Annotated in this window: 14 protein-coding genes, 1 pseudogene and 1 riboswitch; of the genes and pseudogenes, 9 read left to right on the forward strand and 6 right to left on the reverse strand. The window is 74.3% G+C overall.

The window, feature by feature from the left end; translation table 11 throughout:
• Positions 1 to 122: 122 nt before the first annotated feature.
• Positions 123 to 1,910 (forward strand): GGDEF domain-containing protein, encoded by a 1,788-nt coding sequence (locus QMQ26_RS20160; protein ID WP_282202222.1) that lies wholly within the window; start codon positions 123 to 125, stop codon positions 1,908 to 1,910.
• A 77-nt stretch (positions 1,911 to 1,987) separates the two neighbouring features.
• Entirely contained in the window at positions 1,988 to 2,965 is a 978-nt protein-coding gene (locus QMQ26_RS20165; RefSeq protein WP_100836823.1) for a carbohydrate-binding protein, read from the forward strand.
• A gap of 46 nt (positions 2,966 to 3,011) precedes the next feature.
• Here the strand turns inward: QMQ26_RS20165 and QMQ26_RS20170 are convergent, their stop codons facing one another.
• From QMQ26_RS20170 to QMQ26_RS20185, 4 genes are all read right to left on the reverse strand, one after another.
• Positions 3,012 to 3,866 (reverse strand): class II fructose-bisphosphate aldolase, encoded by an 855-nt coding sequence (locus tag QMQ26_RS20170; RefSeq protein WP_282202223.1) that lies wholly within the window; start codon positions 3,864 to 3,866, stop codon positions 3,012 to 3,014.
• Positions 3,867 to 3,960: 94 nt separating this feature from the next.
• Positions 3,961 to 5,136: an N-acetylglucosamine-6-phosphate deacetylase gene (nagA, locus tag QMQ26_RS20175; protein ID WP_100836821.1), complete on the reverse strand. Its 1,176-nt coding sequence runs from the start codon at positions 5,134 to 5,136 to the stop codon at positions 3,961 to 3,963.
• Positions 5,133 to 6,065, reverse strand: a complete 933-nt coding sequence (locus QMQ26_RS20180; protein ID WP_100836820.1) for an ROK family protein — start codon at positions 6,063 to 6,065, stop codon at positions 5,133 to 5,135. The genes nagA and QMQ26_RS20180 overlap by 4 nt, the downstream gene beginning before the upstream one ends.
• A gap of 180 nt (positions 6,066 to 6,245) precedes the next feature.
• Positions 6,246 to 7,169, reverse strand: coding sequence for an SIS domain-containing protein (locus QMQ26_RS20185; protein WP_100836819.1), 924 nt, complete (start codon positions 7,167 to 7,169; stop codon positions 6,246 to 6,248).
• 168 nt (positions 7,170 to 7,337) lie between these two features.
• Between QMQ26_RS20185 and QMQ26_RS20190 the strand changes: the two genes are divergently transcribed.
• From QMQ26_RS20190 to otsB, 4 genes are all read left to right on the forward strand, one after another.
• Positions 7,338 to 8,126 (forward strand): DeoR/GlpR family DNA-binding transcription regulator, encoded by a 789-nt coding sequence (locus tag QMQ26_RS20190; protein ID WP_100836818.1) that lies wholly within the window; start codon positions 7,338 to 7,340, stop codon positions 8,124 to 8,126.
• A 184-nt stretch (positions 8,127 to 8,310) separates the two neighbouring features.
• Positions 8,311 to 9,573: an extracellular solute-binding protein gene (locus QMQ26_RS20195; RefSeq protein WP_282202224.1), complete on the forward strand. Its 1,263-nt coding sequence runs from the start codon at positions 8,311 to 8,313 to the stop codon at positions 9,571 to 9,573.
• A 60-nt stretch (positions 9,574 to 9,633) separates the two neighbouring features.
• Positions 9,634 to 9,864, forward strand: a complete 231-nt coding sequence (locus tag QMQ26_RS20200; RefSeq protein ID WP_100836817.1) for a DUF3263 domain-containing protein — start codon at positions 9,634 to 9,636, stop codon at positions 9,862 to 9,864.
• A 46-nt stretch (positions 9,865 to 9,910) separates the two neighbouring features.
• Positions 9,911 to 10,756, forward strand: coding sequence for a trehalose-phosphatase (gene otsB, locus QMQ26_RS20205; protein WP_282202225.1), 846 nt, complete (start codon positions 9,911 to 9,913; stop codon positions 10,754 to 10,756).
• Positions 10,757 to 10,836: 80 nt separating this feature from the next.
• Here the strand turns inward: otsB and QMQ26_RS20210 are convergent, their stop codons facing one another.
• On the reverse strand, positions 10,837 to 12,303 hold the full coding sequence (locus tag QMQ26_RS20210) for an alpha,alpha-trehalose-phosphate synthase (UDP-forming) (RefSeq protein ID WP_282202226.1): 1,467 nt from the start codon (positions 12,301 to 12,303) through the stop codon (positions 10,837 to 10,839).
• 108 nt (positions 12,304 to 12,411) lie between these two features.
• Positions 12,412 to 13,373: pseudogene (locus QMQ26_RS20215) on the reverse strand (glucosyl-3-phosphoglycerate synthase).
• A gap of 174 nt (positions 13,374 to 13,547) precedes the next feature.
• Positions 13,548 to 13,675: riboswitch (SAM riboswitch) on the forward strand.
• A gap of 17 nt (positions 13,676 to 13,692) precedes the next feature.
• Between QMQ26_RS20215 and thrC the strand changes: the two are divergent.
• The 3 genes from thrC (at position 13,693) to QMQ26_RS20230 (ending at position 16,081) form a co-directional block, all read left to right on the forward strand.
• A complete protein-coding gene (thrC, locus tag QMQ26_RS20220) occupies positions 13,693 to 14,973 on the forward strand; it encodes a threonine synthase (RefSeq protein ID WP_199846992.1) in 1,281 nt (426 codons plus the stop codon).
• A 40-nt stretch (positions 14,974 to 15,013) separates the two neighbouring features.
• Entirely contained in the window at positions 15,014 to 15,292 is a 279-nt protein-coding gene (locus tag QMQ26_RS20225; protein ID WP_100836812.1) for a MoaD/ThiS family protein, read from the forward strand.
• Between the two features lie 582 nt (positions 15,293 to 15,874).
• On the forward strand, positions 15,875 to 16,081 hold the full coding sequence (locus tag QMQ26_RS20230) for a cold-shock protein (protein ID WP_014137493.1): 207 nt from the start codon (positions 15,875 to 15,877) through the stop codon (positions 16,079 to 16,081).
• Positions 16,082 to 16,326: the final 245 nt, after the last annotated feature.

The raw sequence follows: 16,326 nt of genomic DNA on the forward strand, positions 1-16,326 counted from the left end.
GTCACAGTCACCGGCTATTGCTGACCGAGCGTGCCTATCGCAGTGCTCGCTGTGATTCAGTTCTTCTGGCAATCGGACGACAACCTTTCAAGAACCATCCGAAGCAGCCGGGGAGCCCCCGCATGGAAGCCGAGTCGGAGCCCTACGTCCGCCTCGCGACCCTCCGCACCTTGCACCGGGTCGTGGCGGACCTCAACGCTGCCCGGAGCCTGGCGGGAACCCTGCAGGCGGTCGTCGAGGGCGCGGTCCACGGGCTCGGGTTCGACGCCGCCGCGGTCAGCCTGGTGCGCCCCGACGGCGACCTCGTGGTCGCCGCCGTCTGGGAGATCGAGGAGAACGCCTTCGGCGGCCCCACCGTCCTGCTCGGCCAGGTCGGCTCCCGCGAGTCCTGGGAGCGGATGCTCCAGGTCGCCGACCACTGGGGCACCCTGCGCTTCCTGCCGCACGACCGCGGCTGGGCGATCGCCACCGACGTCCCCACCTGGACCGGCGACGGCCCGATGCCCGTCTACGGCAACGACTGGCACCCCGCCGACGTGCTGCTCGCCCCGATGTACAGCGCCGGCGGCGACCTGCTCGGCATCCTCTCGGTGGACCGCCCGCGCAGCGGCAAGCGCCCCGGCGCCTGGACCCGCGAGGCGCTGGAGATGTTCTCCCTGCAGGCCTCCATAGCCATCGGCAACGCCCGGCTGCGGGCCGAGATGCAGCGCGCCCTGGCCCGGCTGGAGAAGGAGCAGCAGGCCCTGCGGGCCAGCGAGGAGTCCTTCCGGCAGGCCTTCGAGTACGCCCCCAGCGGGATGGCCATCACCGAGCTGCACGGCGACGCGATGGGCCAGCTCAGCCGGGTCAACGACGCCCTGTGCCGGCTGCTCGGCCGCCCCCGCGCCGCGCTGCGCCAGCAGCGCTTCGTCGACCTGGTCCACCCCGACGACCTCGACCTGCTGCTGCGCACCAGCGCCGAGGGCGGCCGTGCCGAGCTGCGGCTGGCCCGCCGGGACGGCGGCTACCAGTGGGTCTGCCTGCGCAACTCGGTGGTCGCCGACGCCGCCGAGGGCCCCAGCTTCCTGCTGACCCACGTCGAGGACATCGAGGACCGCAAGCGCCACGAGCTCCAGCTCGCCCACCGGGCCAGCCACGACGCACTCACCGGCCTGCCGAACGGCGCCGAGCTGCGGGCCCGGCTGGCCCGCCGGCTCTGTCCGGTCGCCCCGCCCCCGGCGATACCCGGCCAGGCGCCGCCCCCCGACGCCCCCCACCAGCCCTCCCACGCCGCCGCGGACGGCCGCCCGGCCCCCGGGGCGGCCGACGCCCTCGCGCACGGCTACGCGGCCCCCGACGGGCCCCTGGAGCGCGACCTGGCCGCCTTCCCCGACGACCGGCCGCCGTACCCCGGCGCCCCCGCCCACCACGTGCACGCGGTGGTCCCCGCCGAGCAGCCCGCCGGCGACCTGTGGCACGGCCACCGCCGCGGCGCCCCCGCCGGCGAGCGCGGCCTGGCCGTCCTCTACTGCGACCTCGACGGGTTCAAGCTGGTCAACGACCGGCACGGGCACAACACCGGCGACGCCGTCCTGATCGAGATCGCCCGCCGCCTCCAGCAGGTCGTCCGGGAGGGCGACACGGTGGCCCGGATGAGCGGCGACGAGTTCGTCGTCCTGGCCGACAACATCGGCCGCGAGGAGGCCAAGGAGCTGGCCGGGCGGCTGCGCGGGGCGATCCTGCCGCCGATGCGGATCGACAACCGGGCGGTGCGGGTCGGCGTCAGCCTGGGCATCGGCTGGGCCGGCTGCGGCATGAGCATCGACGAGGTGCTGCACTCGGCGGACGAGCGGATGTACGACGAGAAGCGCACCCGCGGCGGCGCCGCCCGCGGCTCGCGCGGCGAGCGCTCGCACCGTCGGGCGGGTTGAACCGCTTGGCCCCCGCTCAGCCGGGCCAGGTAGGGTGCCCTGGGTACAGAGACCATCCAGCTCCAGGGGAGTCGACCGTGACCACGCCCGGTGACAACGGCGCACCGCCCGAAGACGCGGTTCAGGACGACCCCTTCGCGTACCTCTACCGCCCGGCGGAGGGCGAGCAGCCCGTCGCGGAGCGGCCCCGCAGCGGCTACAGCCGCCCGATGGAGGTCGGCCGCGCCAGCTACGGCGAGCGCCCCGTCCACCCGCAGGCCGGCCCCGCCGGGTACGGCCGGGCCCCCGGGCAGCCCGCCGACCGGTTCGCCGGGTCGGAGCCCACCTCCGCGCTGCCCCAGCAGTCCCGCTACGCCGAGCGCTCCCGGCCCCGGCCCGGCGAGGAGAAGCCCGCGGGCCGCGGCAAGGCCGCGATCATCGGCGCCGTCGCGGTGGTCGCCGCGGTCGCCATCGGTGCGGGCGTCGCGCTCTCCACCGGCGACCCGGACGGCAAGCCGAAGGCCGGTGCCGCCGCCCAGTCCGCGCCCGCCGCCCCGTCCGGCGGTGCCACCGGTGGTGCCGCGGGCAGCGCCGGCCCCTCGGCCGACTCCTCGCCCAGCACCACCGCGCTCTCCGGCGGGACGGACGTCGCCGACGCCGCCGGCATGAAGCTCGGCGGCGGCAGCACGGTCGCCGGGCAGGTCGCGGGCGCGAAGGCGGCCGGCGGCAAGTACGTCGACGGTCTCGGCACGGTGGGCGCCTCGGTCTCCTGGGACGTGAACGTGCCCGCCGCCGGCACCTTCCAGATCTGGCTGCGCTTCAACAACAGCGGCCCGAACGCCACCGCCACCGTCGCGGTGGACGGCAAGCCGACCTACACCCCGATAAAGCTCAACAACTACAGCCCCGGCCTGCCGCCGGAGAGCTCCTGGTACTCCTCCTGGGTCAGCGGCACCGTGGCCCAGCCCGGCCCGCACACCATCTCGGTGACCTGCCAGGCCGACAACCAGTGCGGCTTCCTGCTCGACCAGATCGCGGTCACCCCGAACGGCACCTCGAAGGTCCAGGGCTGGTAGCCCGTCCCGGCCGGGCGCGGTGCGTCCGGCCGGAACGGCGCGCGGGTCAGCGGCCGGCGACCACCCGGGCCAGCTGTTCGACGGTCCGGGTCATCGCGTCGCGGGCGGCGGCCAGGCCGGGCCGGGGGTCGGTGGCCCGGGGGTGGGCGGCCAGGTGGGCGCGGACGGCCGGGGTGTAGGCGAGGTTGAGCGCCGTCCCGATGTTGACCTTCACCATGCCGGCGGCGACCGCCTCGGCCAGGGCGTCGTCGGGCACCCCGGAACTGCCGTGCAGCACCAGCGGGACGGGGACGGCGGCGGCCAGGGCGCGGATCAGCGCGTGGTCCAGGGCGGCGGTCCGGGAGGTCATCGCGTGCGAGGAGCCGACCGCGACGGCCAGCGCGTCGACGCCGGTCTCGGCCACGTAGCGGGCGGCCTCGTCCGGATCGGTGCGGGCGCCGGGGGCGTGCGCGCCGAGCGGGGGCTCGCCGTCCTTGCCGCCGACCCGGCCGAGTTCGGCCTCCACGTGCAGCCCGTGGCGGTGCGCCCAGGCGGTGGCCTCGGCGGTGGCCTTGACGTTCTCGTCGTGCGGCAGCGCGGAGGCGTCGAACATCGCGGAGGAGAACCCGGCGGCGGGGGCCGCGCGCAGCAGGTCGGCGTCCTCGACGTGGTCGAGGTGGAGCGAGACGGGGACGCGGGCGGCGGCGGCCACCTCGGCGCAGGCGCGGGCGATCGGCAGCAGCCGACCGCCGCGGTGGGCGACGGCGTTCTGGCTGAGCTGGAGGACCACGGGCGTGGCCGCGGCCTCGGCGCCGGCGGCGATGGCCTCGGCGTGCTCCAGGGTGATCACGTTGAAGGCGGGCAGGCCGCGCCGGTCGGCGACGGCGGCGGCGAGCAGGTCGGAGGTGCGGGCGAGCGGCAAGGGGTGCTCCCGGTGGGGTGAGTAGCGAGGCGCAGGTTCCGCTGCTCACCCCCGTGACCGGGAGGACCGGGACCGCCGGAGGGGCGGCGCCGGGTCAGGCCGGATTGCCGGCCCGGGCGAAGCGGTCCGCGCCGACGATCCACTCGCCGCGGCGCATCACCGCGACGAGTTCGTGACTGTCGGAGTCGAGGACGACCAGGTCGGCGTTCTTTCCGGCCTCCAGGGTGCCGATGGTGTCGCCCAGGCCGAGCAGCCGGGCGGGGACGGTGGACAGCGAGGTGACGGCCTGGTTCAGGGACAGGCCGAGGACGGTGACGGCGCGCCGGAAGGCGACGTCCAGGGTGAGGGTGGAGCCAGCGATGGAGCCGCCCTCGACCAGCCGGGCCACGCCGTCCTCGACCCGGACCTGGAGCGGGCCGAGCGGGTACAGGCCGTCGCCCATGCCGGCCGCGCCCATCGCGTCGGTGATCAGCGCGACGCGGTCGGCGCCGGCCGTGCCGTAGGCCAGCTCGACCACCGAGGGGTGCAGGTGGACGCCGTCGTTGACCAGCTCGACGGTGACCCGCTCGTCCTCCAGCAGGGCGACGATCGGGCCGGGGGCGCGGTGCTGGATGCCCGGCATCGCGTTGAACAGGTGGGTGGCGACGGTGGCGCCGGCGTCGATCGCCCGCAGGGTGACCTCGTAGTCGGAGTCGGTGTGGCCGACGGCGGCGATGATGCCGAGGTCGGACAGCATCCGCACCGACTCCAGGCCGCCGGGCAGCTCCGGGGCCAGGGTGAACATCTTCGTGTGGCCGCGGCCCGCGTCGGCGAGCTTGCGCACCAGCGCCGGGTCCGGGTCGCGCAGCAGGTCGGGGCGGTGGGCGCCGCACCGGTTGTGCGAGATGAACGGACCCTCGAAGTGGATGCCGGCCAGGACGCCGTCCTCGACGAGTTCGGAGAGCACCGCCGCCTGGCGGCAGACCTCGTCGATCTCGCCGGTGACGGTGGAGGCCATCGTCGTGGTGGTGCCGTGCTCCAGGTGCGTGCGGGCGGCGGTGAGCGCCTCCTCGGCGATCCCGGAGGCGTACGAGGCGCCGCCGCCGCCGTGCACGTGCAGGTCGACGAAGCCGGGGACGACGGTGTACCCGGTGAGGTCGAGGTCGTCCGGTTCCGCCTCGCCGCCGAGGCCCGCGATGCGGGTGCCCTCGACGGAGAGCCGGCCGGCGTCGAGCACGCCGCCGGGCAGGACCAGTCGGGCTCCGGCCAGTGCAGTACGGTCCGCGGTCACGCGGTCACCTCCATGGAGAGCAGATCCCAGGCGAGCAAGCCGGCGCCCAGGGACGCGGCGGTGTCTTTGAGCATGGCCGGAACGACCTTCGGGGGCATCTGGAAGGTCAGGCGCTCGGTCACCGCGGCGCGCAGCGGCGTGAAGAGCGTGTCGCCCGCCTCGGCCAGCCCGCCGCCGACGATCACCGTGGACGGGTCGAGCAGGCTCTGGGCCAGCACGATGCCGTCGGCGAGCGCGTCCACCGCCTCCTGCCAGACCTCGGCCGCCCGCGGGTCGCCGGCGTCGACGGCGCTCGCGCAGGCGGCGGCGTCGGCCTCCGGGTCGCCGCTGGCGGCGGCCCAGGCCCGGGAGACCGCGGAGGCCGAGGCCAGGGTCTCCAGGCAGCCGCGGGCGCCGCAGCCGCACTGCGGGCCGCCGGGGCGGACCACCACGTGGCCGATCTCGCCGCCGTAGCCGTGGGCGCCGGCCTCGATGGTGCCGTGGATGCCGATCGCCCCGGCGATGCCGGTGCCCAGCGCGATGAACAGGAAGCGGTCGACCCCCCGCCCGGCGCCGATCCGGCCCTCGGCCAGCCCGCCGGAGCGGACGTCGTGGCCGAGGGCGACCGGGATGCCGCCGAGGCGCTCGCCGAGCAGCTTGCGCATCGGCAGGTCCCGCCAGCCGAGGTTGGCGGAGAAGACCGCGATCCCGTTCCTCTCGTCGATCGTCCCCGGCACGGCGACGCCCGCCGCGAGGGGGGCGGCACCGAACCGGGTGCGGCCCTCCCGCGCCAGGTCGGCGGCGAAGTCGAGGATGGTGGCGACGACGGCGTCGGGGCCGTGCTCCCGCCCGGTCGGTCGGCGTGCTTCGAACAGCACGGAGCCGTCCTGGGCGACCAGCGCGGCCTTCATGCCGGTGCCGCCTACATCGAGTGCGATGACGTGCTTCACGGGGGACAGTTTCCCTTGGCCGGGTCTAAGAGGTCTAGTCCAGTTGCTCGATTGCTCTGGTCCTGAGAGGTGAGGTTTATCGCTCTTTGCCGTCTCCTGGGGGGTTTGCGTGTCGGGGTCGTGACCCGCGGTGCGGTCGGCGGGGGCCCGGCCGGGGCCCGGTCGGGGTCGGGCCGGGGGTCAGCCGAGCACGATCGAGCGGGTCAGGTTGCGCGGCTCGTCCGGGTTCAGGCCGCGGTGCTCGGCCAGCGCGACGGCCAGCCGGTGCACCCGGACCAGGTCGGCCAGCGGGTCCAGGCCGTCCGCTCCGGAGTCGGCCACCAGCCGGCCGCCGACCGCGCCGACCTCGTCCGCCAGGCCCGCCGGCAGCGGGCCGAACATCCAGGCGGCCCGGCCCGGGGCGGTGATCGAGATCGGACCGTGCCGGTACTCCATGGCCGGGTACGCCTCGGTCCAGGCGAGCGCGGCCTCGCGCATCTTCAGCCCGGCCTCCTGGGCCAGGCCGTTGGTCCAGCCCGCGCCGAGGAAGGAGACCTGCTCCAGTTCCACCAGCTCCCGCGGCACCTGCCAGGCCACCGCCCGCTCGGCGTCCGCGGCGGCCCGGTCGACGGGGGCGACCCCGGCCGGGAGGGCGTCCTCGCACTCCAGGTGGGCCCGGAGCAGGGCCAGCACGGTGGTGGCGAAGCGGGTCTGCACCACCGAGCGCTCGTCGGCGAAGCCCAGGTCGACCAGGTGGTCGGCGGTCGCCGCCACCGGCTGGTCCACGCAGGCGGTGATCGCGGTGCTCGGCAGGCCGGTGGCGGCCAGCAGCCGCAGCACCTCGGTGGTGGTGCCGGAGCGGGTGATCGCCAGCACCCGGTCGTAGCGGCGCCGGTGCGGGAACTCGGAGGCGGCGAAGGCGTCGGTCTCGCCGTGGCCGCCGGCCTCGCGCAGGGCGGCGTACGCCTGGGCCATGAACCAGGAGGTGCCGCAGCCCACCACGGCCACCCGCTCGCCGCGCCGCGGCAGGCCGGCCGGGCCGCTCGCCGCCAGCGCCGCGGCGGTGCGCCAGTTCTCGGGCTGGGTGGCGATCTCTTCGTCGGTCAGGGACAGGTACTGCGACATGGGTGCGGACTCCTTCGGCGGCCGACTGGACTGCGCATTGAGTGCGCAAAGCTGATTGATTTATAGCTGTTTCGAGCATGATTTTACAATGAGTGGGAGAGGGGTGAGGTGTGCAAAGCTTTCCCGACCGTGCGCGGAGCGCGCGGGCGAGTGCGGGAGGAGCGGACGGTGTCGAGGTACGAACGGTGGAACGCGCTACTGGAGTTGCTGGCCGAGCACGGCAAGCTGGAGGTCGAGGAGGCGGCCGACGCGCTGGACGTCTCGGCCGCGACCATCCGCCGCGACCTCGACCAGCTGGCCCGCCAGCAGATGCTCACCCGCACCCGCGGCGGCGCGGTGGCGCACAGCGTCTCCTACGACCTGCCGCTGCGCTACAAGACCGCCCGCAACGCCGACGCCAAGCAGCGGATCGGCTCCCTGGTGGCCGGCCTGATCGCCCCCGGCGAGGTGGTCGGCCTCAACGGCGGCACCACCACCACCGAGGTGGCCCGGGCGCTGGCCGTCCGGCCCGACCTGGCCGAGCACCCCGAGGGCGGCCAGAGCCTCACCGTGGTCACCAACGCGCTCAACATCGCCAACGAGCTGACGGTCCGTCCGCAGGTGAAGATCGTGGTCACCGGCGGCGTCGCCCGTCCCCAGTCGTACGAGCTGATCGGCCCGCTGGCGGCCCAGGTGCTCGGCGAACTCGCCCTGGACACCGCGGTGCTGGGCGTGGACGGGCTCGACACCGAGCACGGCGCGACCGCCCACCACGAGGGCGAGGCGGCGGTCAACCGGCTGCTCGCCGAGCGGGCCCGGCGGGTGGTGGTGGCCGCCGACTCCTCCAAGCTGGGCCACCGCGCCTTCGCCCGGATCTGCGGCCTGGAGGCGGTCGACACCCTGGTCACCGACGGCCAGGTGCCGCAGGAGCTGGCGGACGCCTTCGCCGACGCCGGGATCGCCGTCCTGACGGCCTGAACGCCCGGACGGCCCGCGCGCGTCGACGGCCCGACCGTCCGGATACCGGACGGTGGTGGCACCGGCGTTGCGCGGGGCGCAACGGGATCTGACACTTCGATAACTTCCGTCCCTACAGGTCTGGACCACTGCGCGCGGTAGCTGCCAGGGTCGCCGCTGTCACCCTCCTGAAGGCGGTACCCCCGTGAAGCGATCAGCGCTGCTCCCCCTGCCCCTCGTCGGATGCCTGCTGCTGGCCGGCTGCGGCGTCCTGTCCGGCGGGGGTGACGTGACGCTCGACCTGGTCGCGGCCGACTACGGCACCGACGCCTCCAACAGCAGCAGCGTCTACTGGAACAAGGTGGCCCGGGACTTCGAGGCCGCCAACTCCGGCGTCAAGGTGCACGTCGACGTGGTCTCCTGGGACGACATCGACAAGCACGTCGCCGACCTGATCGCCAAGGGGAGGACCCCCGACATCGTGCAGACCGGCGGCTTCGCCGACCAGGTCGCCGCCGACCGGCTCTACCCCGTCGGCGACGTGCTCTCCATGGAGGCCCAGGCCAACCTGCTGAGCTCGTTCAGCAAGGCCGGCCAGGTGCTCGGCAGCCAGTACGGCATCCCGTTCATCTCCTCCAGCCGGGTGTTCGTCTACAACAAGACCATCTTCGAGAAGGCCGGCATCACCGCCCCGCCCGTCACCTGGGACGACCTGCGCAAGGACGCCGACCTGATCAAGAGCAAGGTCCCGGGCGTCACCCCCTACGCGCTGCCGCTCGGACCCGAGGAGGCCCAGGCCGAGTCGATGATCTGGACGATGAGCGGCGGCGGCGAACTCTCCGACAGCGTCGGCAACTACACCATCGACAGCCAGCAGAACCGCGACACCTTCAAGTGGCTGCGCACCAACCTGGTCGACAAGGGCCTGACCTACGACGACCCCGGCCAGGTCAACCGGAAGGACGCCTTCGCCGCCTTCGCCAAGGGCCAGGTCGCCATGCTCAACGGCCACCCCGGGCTGATCAAGGCCGCGACCGACGCCGGCGTCCAGTACGGCACCTCCGCGGTCCCGCGCCGGAGCAAGGAGGTCAAGGAGGTCGCCTTCGGCGTGGCCGACTGGCTGATGGCCTTCAAGGCCAACGGGCACCGGGCGGAGATCAAGAAGTTCCTCAACTTCACCCTCTCCAAGCAGAACACCCTGGCCTTCGACGAGGAGTACAACCTGCTCCCGGTCACCCAGGACACCCTCGACGACATGTCCGCCAACCCCGCCCACCAGGACCTCGCGCAGTTCCTGCAGAACCTGCCCACCGCCAGCTTCTACCCCTACGGCGACCCGTCCTGGGACAAGGTCAGCAGCATGATCAAGCAGCAGATGGGCAAGGCCGTGAAGTCCGGCGGCGAGCAGGTGCTCGGCGAGCTCCAGACCACCGCCGTCGCGGAGGCCGCCAAGGCCCGGCAGGGCTGACGGACGGGGCCGGCGGCGCGCGGGGGCGGGGCCGACGGTTCCGGGGCATAGCCTGGACGCATGGCCGAACTGACCGAACGCGACCGGGCGGTGCTCGCCCTGGAAGCCCGCGGGTGGCGGACCGCCGGCGCCAAGGAGCAGGCGATCCGGCAGGAGCTCGGCATCTCCGCCACCCGCTACTACCAGCTGCTCAACGCCCTGCTCGACCGGACCGAGGCGCTCGCCCACGACCCGGTCCTGGTCAACCGGCTGCGCCGGGTCCGGCAGGAGCGGCGCGACGCCCGGCAGTGAGCCCGCGGGAGGGCTGCCGACCCCCGTCGGCGGGTAGCGTCGGGGCATGGGAATCGCCGAACAGATCACGACCGAGGCAGGGCGGACCGGACTGGCGGGCCTGCTCGCCGACCCGAAGTCCGCCGTGGTGGGGCTCGACTTCGACGGCACGCTCGCCCCGATCGTCGCCGACCCCGAGCGGGCCCGCGCCCATCCGGGCGTCGTGCCCGCCCTCTCCGCGCTCGCCCCGCTGATCGGCGCGGTCGTCGTGGTCACCGGGCGCCCGGCCGCGACCGCCGCCGCCTACGGCGGCTTCGCCGGCGCCCCCGGCCTGGAGCACCTCACCGTCCTCGGCCACTACGGCGCCGAACGCTGGGACGCCCGCACCGACGCCGTCACCGCCGCCCCGCCCCCGCCCGGGGTGGCCGCCGTCCGGGACGAACTCCCCTCGCTGCTGCGGGAGCTGGGCGCGCCCGAGGGCACCTTCGTGGAGGACAAGGAGCGCGCGCTGGCCGTCCACACCCGGCGCGCCCCCGAGCCGGACGCGCTGCTGGAGCGGCTGCGCGGCCCGCTCGGCGAGCTGGCGCGGCGGCACGGGCTGGTCGTCGAGCCCGGCCGGATGGTCGTCGAACTGCGCCCGCCGGGGATCGACAAGGGGGTCGCCCTGCGCGGCTTCCTGGCCGAGCGGGACGCGGGCCCGGTCCTCTTCGCCGGCGACGACCTCGGCGACCTCGCCGCCTACGCGGAGGTCGCCGCCCGCCGCGCGGCCGGCTGGCCCGGCCTGCTGGTGTGCAGCGGTCCCGTCACCGGCGAGCCGCCGGTCGCCGAACTCGCCGAGCGCGCCGACCTGGTGGTGGCGGGGCCGGCCGGGATCGTCGACCTGCTGAACGGGCTCACCGAGCTGCTGCGGTAGCGGGCGCGCGCACCGGCGGGGGCGCGGCGGTCTTTCCCGCGCCCCCGGTTCCGCGTACGCCGTGCGTTCAGGTCGTGCGTTCAGAGTGCCTTGAGCTGGTCCAGGAACCACTGCTGGGGCGGCAGGGCGGTGGCCGCGGCGGCGAGGCGCTTGCTGCGGTCGGCGCGTTCGGCGGCGGGCATCGCGAGCGCCTCGGCGAGGGCGTCGGCGGTGGCGACCACGTCGAACGGGTTGACGGTGATCGCGTCCTCGGCGAGCTCCGCGTGGGCGCCGGCCTCGCGGGACAGCACGAGGGCGCAGCCCCGGTCGGAGACGACCGGGACCTCCTTGGCGACCAGGTTCATGCCGTCGCGGATCGGGTTGACCAGGGCGACGTCGGCGAGCCGGTAGGCGGCCAGCGAGCGCGGGAAGTCGTCGTCGACGTGCAGCAGGACCGGCTGCCAGTCGTCGGTGCCGAACTCGGCGTTGACCTCCTCGGCGACGCGCCGCACGGCGGCGGTGTAGTCGCGGTACTCGGCGAGGTCGGTGCGCGAGGGGTAGGCGAAGGCGACGTGGACGACGTTGCCGAGCCATTCGGGGCGGGTGCGCAGCAGGTGCCGGTAGGCGAGCAGGCCGCGGACGATGTTCTTGCTGAGCTCGGTGCGGTCGACCCGGACGATGGTGCGCCGGTCGCCGACGGCCGCGCGCAGGGCGGTGAGGCGCTCGTCGACGTCGGGCCGGTGGGCGCGTTCGCGCAGGAACTCGCCGTCGGCGCCGAGGCCGTGCACGCCCAGCCGGGTGGTGCGGCCGGCGTGCGTGACGGTGAGTGCCTCGCGGTCGACGCGCGCGCCGAGCAGGGCCTCGCAGCAGTCGGCGAAGGCGAGCGCCCAGCGCCGGGTGAGGAAGGCGGCCCGGTCGGCGCCGAGGATGCCTTCGAGGACGGCGGCGGCGACGTCGTCGGGCAGCAGCCGGTAGTAGTCCGGCGGGGCCCAGGGGGTGTGCGAGAAGTGGCCGATCCGCAGGTCGGGGCGGAGGTCCCGGAGCAGCGCGGGGGCCAGCGAGAGGTGGTAGTCCTGCACCAGGACGGCCGCGCCGGGGGCGGCCTCGGCGGCGAGGGCCTCGGCGAAGGCGGTGTTGTACGCCCGGTAGGCGTCCCACTCGGTGCGGAAGTCGGCGTCGAAGGCGGGCTGCACGGGCGTCTGGTAGAGCAGATGGTGGACGAACCAGAGGGTGGAGTTGGCGACGCCGTTGTAGGCGCGGGCGAAGGTCTCCGGATCGATGTCCAGCATCCGGACGGCCTGTCCGCCGACGTCGTGGCCGGCCCGGTCGAGACGCCCGTCGGGGGCCTGCCGGGCGGCGGTGCGGTCGGCGTCGGAGAGCGCGGCGCAGACCCAGACCGCGTTCGGGTCGTCGATGGCGGAGAGCCCGGAGACCAGACCGCCGCCGCCTCTGCGGAGGGTCAGCGCGCCGTCGTCCTCCGTGCGGAAGGACACCGGGCCGCGGTTGGAGGCCACCAGGATCGGGGCGGCTCCGGACTGCTGGGAGCGTTCGGACACGTGATCGGCCATACAGCCAACCTTGCCGTGCGATCACCGGACCAAACCACTCGGCGCGGCCCGCGGCAGGTGAACAGTGGGGGGCGGGGCCGGCGGACCGCGCCGCCCGGGGCCGGGCGGTCAGCGGTCGCGGTACTCGGGGACGGTGGCCATCGGGGGCCGTTCGGTGGCCGGGACGGGGTGGGTGCGGGGGTGAAGCCGGCCGGGGTGCGGGTGTACTGGGTGAGCAGCGGGCGGACCAGGTCGGGGTCGGCCTTGAGACGGTGGGCGCGGTCCAGCCGCTCCAGGGCGGTGCGGTAGATGGTGGCGGCCATCCGGCCGAGGGCCTGGCCGTCCTGGTGCCGGTGGTGCCGCACGCCCACGTCGACCTGGGCCAGCGCGTCCAGCCCGGCCAGCTCCAGGGCGTCCACCAGCAGGCCGAGCTCGACGCCGTAGCCGGTCGGGAAGGGCAACCGCTCCAGCAGGCCGCGGCGGGCCGCGTACTCGCCGCCGAGCGGCTGGACGAAGCCCGCGAGCTGCGGCCAGTGCAGGCTGAGCAGCGGGCGGGCGACCAGCTCGGTGACCCGGCCGCCGCCGGCCGGGACGACGGCGCCGTCGGCCTCGAACGGCCGGTCGTACATGGCCTTGACCAGGTGCAGGCCGGGGTCGGTGAGCAGCGGGCCGATGATGCCGGAGACGAACGCCGGGTCGAACTCGCGCAGGTCGGCGTCGACGAAGCAGACGATCGCGCCGCTGGTGGCGAGCAGCGAGCGCCACAGCACCTCGCCCTTGCCCGGCTCGGCGGGCAGCCGGGGCAGCAGCGCGTCGCGGTGCACCACCCGGGCGCCGGCCGCGGCCGCGGCGGCGGCGGTGCCGTCCCGCGAGCCGGAGTCGACCACCACCAGCTCGTCCACCAGGGGGACGCGCTCGACCAGCTCGGCCCGGATCGCGGCGACGATCTCGCCGACGGTGGACTCCTCGTCCAGCGCGGGCAGCACCACGCTCACCGTGCCGGCCGCCCCGGCGGCGCGCTTGGCGGCCAGCAGCAGGTCGAGCGGCCGGTCGGCGGCCGTCCACGAACGGCGGCGCAGCCAGTCGGCCACCTCCGGCAGTACCCCGGGCTCGGGCTGCTCCGGCACGTCTCGCTCCCTGTCTCGGTTCGTCTCGGGTGTCGGACGCGGGGGTCGGTCCGAGCGGGCCTTCGGATACAGTCTTCGTATCGCGATCGCGCCTTCGCACCCGGGGGTCGCTCGCAGCGTACGACCACAACTTCACAGAGCTCATCCAGAGGGACTGAGGGAACGGCCCGTTGAAGTCCCGGCAACCCTCCCGCGCGGCCTGCAGGCCCGGCGGGACAGGTGCCAATTCCGTCCCGGACGCGACCGCGATCCGGGGAAGATGAGGAGAAAGGGCCTCGCCACCATGGCTGTTGACACCGCCGCACCCACCACCGTCGACCTCGGTCCGGCGACCGCGCTGTCCTGTCGCGAGTGCGGTGCGCGCTCCCCGCTCGGCCCGGACTTCGCCTGTCCCGAGTGTTTCGGCCCGCTGGAGATCGCCTACGACTACACGGGCTACGACGCCGAGGAGCTGCGCAAGCGGATCGAGGCCGGCCCGGCGTCGATCTGGCGCTACGCCCCGCTGCTGCCCGTCCCGGCCGACGTGGCCGGCAAGCCGAACCTGAACCCGGGCTGGACCCCGCTGGTCAAGGCCGACAACCTGGGCCGCGAGCTGGGCTTCACCGCGCAGCTGCACGTCAAGGACGACTCGGGCAACCCGACCCACTCCTTCAAGGACCGGGTGGTGGCCTGCGCGATCGAGGCCGCCCGGGCCTTCGAGTTCACCACGCTCTCCTGCTCCTCCACCGGCAACCTGGCCGGCGCGGTGGGCGCCGCGGCCGCCCGGGCCGGCTTCAAGTCCTGCGTGTTCATCCCGCACGACCTGGAGCAGGGCAAGGTCGTGATGGCCGGGGTGTACGGCGGCGAGCTGGTCGGCATCGACGGCAACTACGACGACGTGAACCGCTTCTGCTCCGAGCTGATCGGCGACCCGGCCGGCGAGGGCTGGGGCTTCGTCAACGTCAACCTGCGCCCGTACTACGGCGAGGGCTCCAAGACCCTGGCGTTCGAGATCTGCGAGCAGCTCGGCTGGCGGCTGCCCGACCAGATCGTCATCCCGATCGCCTCCGGCTCCCAGCTCACCAAGATCGACAAGGGCCTGCAGGAGCTGATCAAGCTCGGCCTGGTCGAGGACAAGCCCTACAAGATCTTCGGCGCCCAGGCCGAGGGGTGCTCCCCGGTCTCCGCCGCCTTCAAGGCCGGCCGCGACGTGATCAAGCCGGTCAAGCCGGACACCATCGCCAAGTCGCTGGCGATCGGCAACCCGGCCGACGGCCCGTACGTGCTGGACATCGCCCGCCGCACCGGCGGCGCGGTCGAGGACGTCACCGACGCCGAGGTGGTCGAGGCGATCAAGCTGCTCGCCCGCACCGAGGGGATCTTCGCCGAGACCGCGGGCGGCGTCACCGTCGGCGTGCTGAAGAAGCTGGTCGAGAACGGCCTGCTCGACCCGTCCAAGGAGACCGTCGCGATCAACACCGGCGACGGCCTCAAGACCCTCGACGCGGTCGCCGACGCCGGCATGACCGCCGTGATCCGCCCGACGCTGGAGTCCTTCCGCGCCGCCGGCCTCGCCACCGCCTGACCCCCAGCCGCAGGACACCCCACGCCCCGAGGAGCACCGCATGAGCGCCACCGTCCGCATCCCGACCATCCTGCGCACCTACACCGGCGGCGCCGCCGAGGTGACCGCCGAGGGCGCCACCCTGGCCGCCGTCATCGCGGACCTGGAGGCGCACCACGCCGGCATCGCCGCCCGGCTGCTGGACGACGGCGGCAAGCTGCGCCGCTTCGTCAACGTGTACGTGAACGACGACGACGTGCGCTTCGCCGAGGGCCTGGAGACCGAGATCAAGGACGGCGCCTCGGTGTCGATCATTCCGGCGGTGGCCGGCGGCTGCTGACCCGGCCCGCATTCCCGCAGCCGCCGCCCGGTCCGGAATTCAATTACCCGGACCGGGCGGCGGCTCCGTGCGTAACCGGGCGGCGGCTCCGTGCGTACCGCGGTCAATGGGCCGCGCACCTGCGGTTATCCCGTCCGGCGGGCCGCCGGAATTCCGCCGGAGCCCGGGGAGTAGAGTGCCGGGCAGGGCTGTTCCCCTCCCCGGCCCGGTTCAATCCTCGATTACCGCACCGCGCCCCGCCCGGCCGGGCCGCCTTCCGTCCCGCGCCCCGAGACGTGCGCCGGGCGGCTTTCCCCGCCTTCTGTCAGGCCGCCGTCAGAATTGTTCCGGCGTTTTGCGGTGACGCGTCCGTTATGTCCCGCCGCAATTGTCGGCGGATGCGCCTTTCGCCCGGGACATCCCCCGCCGGGTGGCGGGTTTCCCCGGAAATTGGGCCTGTTGCAGAGGGCGCATATCCGGATACATTCAGCCGCGACAGAGGCTGCGCCGTACGGGGGGAGTCCCCAGGCCGGTCTTCCAGACCTCCGGGTCCGCGTCCTGCGGATCTCTGAAGGGCCCAGCACAGCACAAGGGGAGTTCGGAATGGCTCAGGGCACCGTCAAGTGGTTCAACGCCGAGAAGGGCTACGGCTTCATCGCGGTCGACGGTGGAGCGGACGTGTTCGTCCACTACAGCGCGATCCAGATGGACGGCTACCGCACCCTGGAAGAGGGCCAGCGGGTCGAGTTCGAGATCTCGCAGGGTCAGAAGGGTCCGCAGGCCGACATGGTCCGCGCCGCCGGCGCCTGACGGCCCCGGCGGACCCGCACGCACCGAAACCGCAGGCCCGCCCCCGACGCGACGCGTCCGGGGCGGGCCTGCGGCCTTTCCGGGGCCGCCCGGACCGCCCGCGGGTTTCCCGGCGGGACGGTCGGCGGGGGCCGAATGGGCTTGCACTCGCCACCCCAGAGTGCTAATCATTGGCGTTAGCACTCACAGCGTGAGAGTGACAAACGGACCGGGCCGGTGAGGCCCCGGAAGCGGTAGGGGAAGGG

Origin of the sequence: Kitasatospora fiedleri (assembly GCF_948472415.1) — a bacterium.
GTDB lineage: Bacteria > Actinomycetota > Actinomycetes > Streptomycetales > Streptomycetaceae > Kitasatospora > Kitasatospora fiedleri.

Bases quoted from the DNA above. Each gene is read 5' to 3' on its own strand.
- thrC (WP_199846992.1), top strand. From the start codon at position 13,693: ATGGCTGTTGACACCGCCGCACCCACCACCGTCGACCTCGGTCCGGCG.
- QMQ26_RS20225 (WP_100836812.1), top strand. From the start codon at position 15,014: ATGAGCGCCACCGTCCGCATCCCGACCATCCTGCGCACCTACACCGGC.
- QMQ26_RS20160 (WP_282202222.1), top strand. From the start codon at position 123: ATGGAAGCCGAGTCGGAGCCCTACGTCCGCCTCGCGACCCTCCGCACC.
- QMQ26_RS20230 (WP_014137493.1), top strand. From the start codon at position 15,875: ATGGCTCAGGGCACCGTCAAGTGGTTCAACGCCGAGAAGGGCTACGGC.
- QMQ26_RS20210 (WP_282202226.1), bottom strand. From the start codon at position 12,303: ATGGCCGATCACGTGTCCGAACGCTCCCAGCAGTCCGGAGCCGCCCCG.
- QMQ26_RS20200 (WP_100836817.1), top strand. From the start codon at position 9,634: ATGGCCGAACTGACCGAACGCGACCGGGCGGTGCTCGCCCTGGAAGCC.
- otsB (WP_282202225.1), top strand. From the start codon at position 9,911: ATGGGAATCGCCGAACAGATCACGACCGAGGCAGGGCGGACCGGACTG.
- QMQ26_RS20185 (WP_100836819.1), bottom strand. From the start codon at position 7,169: ATGTCGCAGTACCTGTCCCTGACCGACGAAGAGATCGCCACCCAGCCC.